Annotated in this window: 6 protein-coding genes; 5 read left to right on the top strand and 1 reads right to left on the bottom strand. The window is 64.3% G+C overall.

Annotation, left to right across the window (positions count from 1 at the left end; all coding sequences use genetic code 11):
- Positions 1-301, top strand: a 301-nt coding sequence (locus AC1DRP_RS35725; protein WP_476771038.1) for a DUF3828 domain-containing protein, incomplete at its 5' end; no start/stop codon positions are given.
- A 9-nt stretch (positions 302-310) separates the two neighbouring features.
- Here the strand turns inward: AC1DRP_RS35725 and AC1DRP_RS35720 are convergent.
- Positions 311-820, bottom strand: a complete 510-nt coding sequence (locus AC1DRP_RS35720) for a hypothetical protein (RefSeq protein ID WP_476771037.1) — start codon at positions 818-820, stop codon at positions 311-313.
- Positions 821-974: 154 nt separating this feature from the next.
- Here AC1DRP_RS35720 and ybgC point away from each other — a divergent pair, with 154 nt between their 5' ends.
- The 4 genes from ybgC to AC1DRP_RS35700 form a co-directional block, all read left to right on the top strand.
- Positions 975-1,379 carry a tol-pal system-associated acyl-CoA thioesterase gene (gene ybgC, locus AC1DRP_RS35715; RefSeq protein ID WP_476771036.1) on the top strand — a complete coding sequence of 135 codons (405 nt, stop codon included), beginning with the start codon at positions 975-977 and terminating at the stop codon, positions 1,377-1,379.
- Between the two features lie 52 nt (positions 1,380-1,431).
- On the top strand, positions 1,432-2,073 hold the full coding sequence (locus AC1DRP_RS35710; RefSeq protein ID WP_476771035.1) for a TetR/AcrR family transcriptional regulator: 642 nt from the start codon (positions 1,432-1,434) through the stop codon (positions 2,071-2,073).
- A 90-nt stretch (positions 2,074-2,163) separates the two neighbouring features.
- A complete protein-coding gene (locus AC1DRP_RS35705) occupies positions 2,164-2,607 on the top strand; it encodes a DUF2852 domain-containing protein (protein WP_113513332.1) in 444 nt (147 codons plus the stop codon).
- A gap of 395 nt (positions 2,608-3,002) precedes the next feature.
- On the top strand, positions 3,003-3,483 hold a 481-nt coding region (locus AC1DRP_RS35700; protein WP_476771034.1), incomplete at its 3' end, for a MotA/TolQ/ExbB proton channel family protein.

Below are 3,483 nucleotides of genomic sequence, written 5' to 3'. Positions count from 1 at the left end.
CCTCTATCAGGATGAGAGCGGCGAGATGGGCAATATCGGCGCTGATCCCTTCCTCAACGGTCAGGACGGCGAGGTGAAGAACCTGCGCGTTGCGGTGACAGGGAAGCCGGCGGGCGGGCAGGCGCTTGTCACAGCCAGCTTCCAGAGCCTCGGAAAGACGGTGACGGTGCCGTTCCGGATGATCTGGGAAGCTGGCGCCTGGCGTATCGACGATATCGGCGATGGGAGCGACGGCATCCGGGAGGCGCTGTCGCAACCGTACGAGTGCGGCTCCTTCATGAAGAAGCCCTGCACGCGCTGAGGCCCGCTGCTATCGCGCGAATTTCGACCGGTGCATCGCCGAGCGTTGGCCCGCATGGTCGAGCGCGCCGGATTTCCCTGCCTTGCTGCTTGGGACGGACTTCATGCCTTTACCGGCGTGCCGGCTCGCAGGCTGCGTCTTGGCGGCCTCCTGGCGCTGCTTCAGCGCCAGCGCCTTGCGGGCAAGGCTGCGCTGGCTCGGAGCGTGCAGCTTCTCCGTGCGGCGCGTCCGCTCGGCACCGACCCGCTTCAGCGCCGAGGTCAGCATGTCGGCCTTCGCCTTGGTGCCGCTGTTGTCGGAGGCAGCGCGCGCGCCCTGCGGCTCGGATTTGCGGCGCATCTCGCGCCGCTGCTGGCGGGCGATCGAGCGAGCCCGGTCGCGGCGTTCGCGCAACTGGACCGAAAGCTCCTTCAACTCGGCATCGGTCGCGCCGCCGATGGTTCGGCGCTGGGTCCGGGTAAAGAGCTCGTATTCCGACTTGTCGAGAAGACGCTGGATTGCCTTGGTCGATTGGGCCATGCCGTTTCTCCTTGCTAGGCTGTCGGTGAAGCAACCTTAGCGACGGCGCGAGGTTCCGGGTAGCGTCGCGTCGATCATGCCCGTGCGCGGTTGTTCCGGCTGCCATGCCCGGTCTAAAGGTCGGGAAACGTCATCACGGAAATCCCGCAGCGACATGAGCGCCGTCCACCAGCTTCCCGTCCGGGTCTATTATGAAGACACCGATTTCTCCGGCGTCGTCTATCACGCCTCCTATCTGCGTTTCATGGAGCGCGGCCGGACCGAGTTGATCCGCGCGCTCGGCGTTGAACAGCGCGAGCTGTTCGACGGGGACGCGGCGTTGGGGTTCGCGGTGCGCCGCATGACGATCGATTTCCTCAAGCCCGCCGTGATGGACGACATGCTGACCGTTGAGACCGTTGCGACGGCTGCACGCGGCGCGACGATGGATATTGCCCAGCGCGTGCTGCGTGGCGAGGAGGTGCTGATCACTGCCGAGGTCAAGGTCGCCTGCGTCGGCGGCGGGCGGGCTCGGCGTATTCCCGACACGCTGCGCCACCGGCTGGGGCTCGATGCATGATGGGCGGTGAACATCGTCGACGCCATTCGCCCGCTATGTTAGCGCTCCTTACATGATCGGACGGCGGCCGGATTCGGAGCGACGCGGCTATCACCACGGCAACCTCAAGGAGGAACTGGTGAGGGCGGCGCTCGAGCTGATCACAGAGAAGGGCGCGAACGGCTTCACCGTTGCCGAAGCCGCACGGCTGGCCGGGGTCAGCCCGACGGCGCCGTATCGGCATTATCGCGACAAGGTCGAACTGATGGCCGATGTCGCGACGCGCGGCTTCCAGGCCTTCGAGGCGGCACAGTCGCGCGCCTGGAACGAGGGCAGACCCAATGCATGGACTGCCTTCCAACAGTTAGGCCAGACCTATATCGCCTTTGCTCATGAGCAGCCGGCCTATTATTCCGCGATGTTCGAGGCTGGGGTACCACTCGATGCCAGCCCGGAATTGCGTCTCGCGGCGGATCGTTCCTTCCAGATGCTGCGCGCGGCCTGTGAGGCCCTGATCGCGACCCTTCCGGCGGGGCGCCGGCCGCCGGCGCTGATGATGGCGCTGCATGTCTGGGCGATGTCGCATGGCGTGGCAGCCTTGTTCGGGCGGGCCGATGCGGGCCGTCGCTCGTTGCCGATGTCGGCGGCCGAACTGCTGGAAGCCAATATGCTGATCTATCTGCAAGGGCTCGGCMTCTCGGCACCAGCGAATTGAAACCGGCCTCCGCCGCTTGACAGGGATCGGGTGCGTTCCCATAATGTGTATGTGACTAACATACACACTCACTGATATCGCGAGGGATCGATGCCGATCGTTGCGAGGCTTGATGAATATGGAAGAGGGGCCTGGTTCGCCTTTGCGGTACTGGGCTTCATCGTGTGGTGGCCGCTTGGTCTTGCGACCCTGGCCTTCATGTGGGGGAGTGGACGCATGTCTTGCGGATATGCCGGTGGAAACCGGTTCGAGCACCGGATGAGCCGTCTTCAGGAGAAGATGGATCGCATGCGGGAACGCATGGGGGAACGCGGCGGCCCTGGCGGCGGCTGGGGTCGATGGGGCGGTCCGCCGTCCAGCGGCAACCATGCCTTCGACGAGTACCGCGCAGAAACCCTGCGCAGGCTTGAGGACGAGCAGCGCGAGTTCCAGGACTTCCTGGGGCGTCTGCGCATGGCCAAGGACAAGGCCGAGTTCGACCAGTTCATGGCCGATCGTCGGCCCGGCAGCCAACCGGACCAGGATGCGGCCTGACGTGTCCGCCTGAAACCTGACGCCAGAGATGGCCCGCCTCGGCAACGAGGTGGGCCATTTTGCTTTGATGAGACTCCGCGCGCAGGGGGGCTCAGCGCATCCGCTCGCGCCGCCCCAGAGCCCGCAGCAGCGGCGCGCCGTTCGATTCGTTTCGCTGTCAACCCGGCATTAACCTTGCTGGGTGCTTAACTCGACCAGCACGAGTCGCTGATGAAGAAAACCCCGGATGCGCCCATCTTTCGCCGGATTCAAAGGCAATTGACAGGAACGGCATGTTCCCCAGTTCGCAAATTCGGTGGTGGCGCGAGGTATTCGTGGCCTCGGTCATCGATTTGGTCGGCGGGAGATTGGATCAGCAGCGCTCGATCGCGCTGACCGTCTGAAAGGATGACAGAATGAACCCCGCCGAGGTTGCGCAGGCTGCGCCACAGATCGACATGTCGTTCTGGACGTTGTTCTGGCACGCCCATATCGTCGTCAAGCTGGTCATGATGGGTCTGCTCGGCGCCTCTGTGTGGTGCTGGTCGATCATCATCGACAAGACGCTGCTCTATCGCCGCACCCGCCGCGATATGGATGCCTTCGAGGAGGTGTTCTGGTCCGGTCGGTCGCTGGAAGAGTTGTATCGCGATCTCGCGAGCAAGCCGGTCAATGATATGGCGGCGGTCTTCGTCGCGGCGATGCGGGAGTGGAAGCGCTCCTTCGAGAATGGCGGCCGCTCRGTCRCCAGCCTTTCGGCACGTATCGACAAGGTTCTCGACGTCACCATTCAGCGCGAAACCGAGCGGCTGGAATCGAAGCTGCTCGTGCTCTCGACCATTGCCTCGGCCGCTCCCTTCATCGGCCTGTTCGGCACGGTCTGGGGCATCATGAATT

The organism is Allobosea sp. 01N443 (assembly GCF_056399325.1).
Note: the sequence above shows the minus strand (reverse complement) of the source record. Positions and strands in the feature narration are given on the sequence as shown.

Excerpts from the sequence above, each read along its gene's own strand:
- AC1DRP_RS35720 (WP_476771037.1), bottom strand. The coding sequence starts at position 820 with ATGGCCCAATCGACCAAGGCAATCCAGCGTCTTCTCGACAAGTCGGAA.
- ybgC (WP_476771036.1), top strand. The coding sequence starts at position 975 with ATGAGCGCCGTCCACCAGCTTCCCGTCCGGGTCTATTATGAAGACACC.
- AC1DRP_RS35705 (WP_113513332.1), top strand. The coding sequence starts at position 2,164 with ATGCCGATCGTTGCGAGGCTTGATGAATATGGAAGAGGGGCCTGGTTC.